The organism is Microbacterium sp. Bi128, assembly GCF_918698205.1.
This window is the reverse complement of sequence record NZ_CAKKMM010001428.1, coordinates 1-1284: the sequence shown is the minus strand read 5'-3', so window position 1 is coordinate 1284 and position 1284 is coordinate 1. Positions and strand designations below refer to the sequence as shown.

The window sequence follows — 1284 nt, the reverse complement described above, 5'->3', positions numbered from 1 at the left end:
GCGATCGCACTGGTCCTGATCGTCATCTCGGTGGTCATCTTCACCGAGGCCATCCGCAGGCTCGGCACCTCCCCCGAGGTCCACACCGACGTCATGCTCGCCGCGGCGGTCCTCGGCGCCGTCGCCAACCTGGTCTCCCTGCTGATCCTGCGCGGCGCCCAGAAGGAAAGCCTGAACGTCCGCGGCGCCTACCTCGAAGTCCTGGGGGATCTGCTGGGGTCCTTTGCCGTCATCGCGGCGGCGGTGGTCATCATGGTCACCGGGTTCCAGGCGGCCGACACCATTGCCTCGATCCTCATCGCCCTCATGATCCTGCCCCGGGCCTGGCACCTGCTGCGCGACGTCGTCGACGTGCTCCTCGAGGCCACGCCCAAGGGCGTGGACGTTCAGATGATCCGCGACCACATCCTTGCGGTGGACGGCGTGGTATCCGTCCACGACATCCACATCTGGACCATTACCTCCGGTGTCCCCGTCTTCTCCGCCCACGTGGTGGTGGAAGACGCAGCGCTCGGCGCCAAGGGCGCCGACCGGGTTCTGGACAAACTCACCAGCTGCCTTGGCTCCCATTTCGACACCGAACACTGCACGTTCCAGCTCGAGCCCACCACGCATTCAGAGCACGAGGCCCACCAGCACGCCTGACCGTCGGCAGGACACACCCGTCACGGACGTGGCCAAATGACACTCGTGTTGTTTATGTTATTCATGTGACTCGTGTTGCCAAAGTAGCCTTTGGCACGTAGCCTCATGCCTGCTGGGTGATCCGCAGAGGGCTTTCACGCGCCAAATCCGACCTCGCCCACTCCAGCCTGAGACTTCAGCGAGGTTGCCCCTGAGTTGGATCCGATCCGGCCGCAAGACGGCTGTGCTCTGCACCGCCGTCGTCCTCCTCGGAACGCTCGCGCTCCCGGCCCAGGCCGCGCCGCTGATTTCTTCGCAGATTTCTCCGCAGGGGCGCCCGCCGCTGGAGACTGCCGGCCGGGTTCCGGCGTCGCCGGAGATCCCCTCACCGGAAGAGATCGCTGCCGCCAAGTCCAGTGCAAGCTCGACGGCGGCAGAGGTCACCAGGATCGACGGGCTTCTGGCCGACGCGTCGGCCGGCCAGGAAACCAGCCTCGCCGCATCCCTGCAAGCAAACAACGCGTACGGCGAGGCCCTCGTGGAGCTGGCCACACGCCGTGACGCGGCGGCTGTGGCGGCCGCCAGGGCTGCCGCCGCCGGGGCAGAACAGACCAAAACCCGCAAACAGCTGGGCCAGCTGGCCGGTGACCTGTACCGCAA

General features: G+C 66.5%; 1 protein-coding gene and 1 pseudogene. Both read left to right on the top strand.

The window, feature by feature from the left end:
* A partial coding sequence (locus LQV45_RS33385; RefSeq protein ID WP_230012037.1) for a cation diffusion facilitator family transporter occupies window positions 1–645 on the top strand: 645 nt, incomplete at its 5' end.
* 223 nt (window positions 646–868) lie between these two features.
* Window positions 869–1284, top strand: a pseudogene (locus LQV45_RS33380) (glycoside hydrolase); the annotation flags it as partial.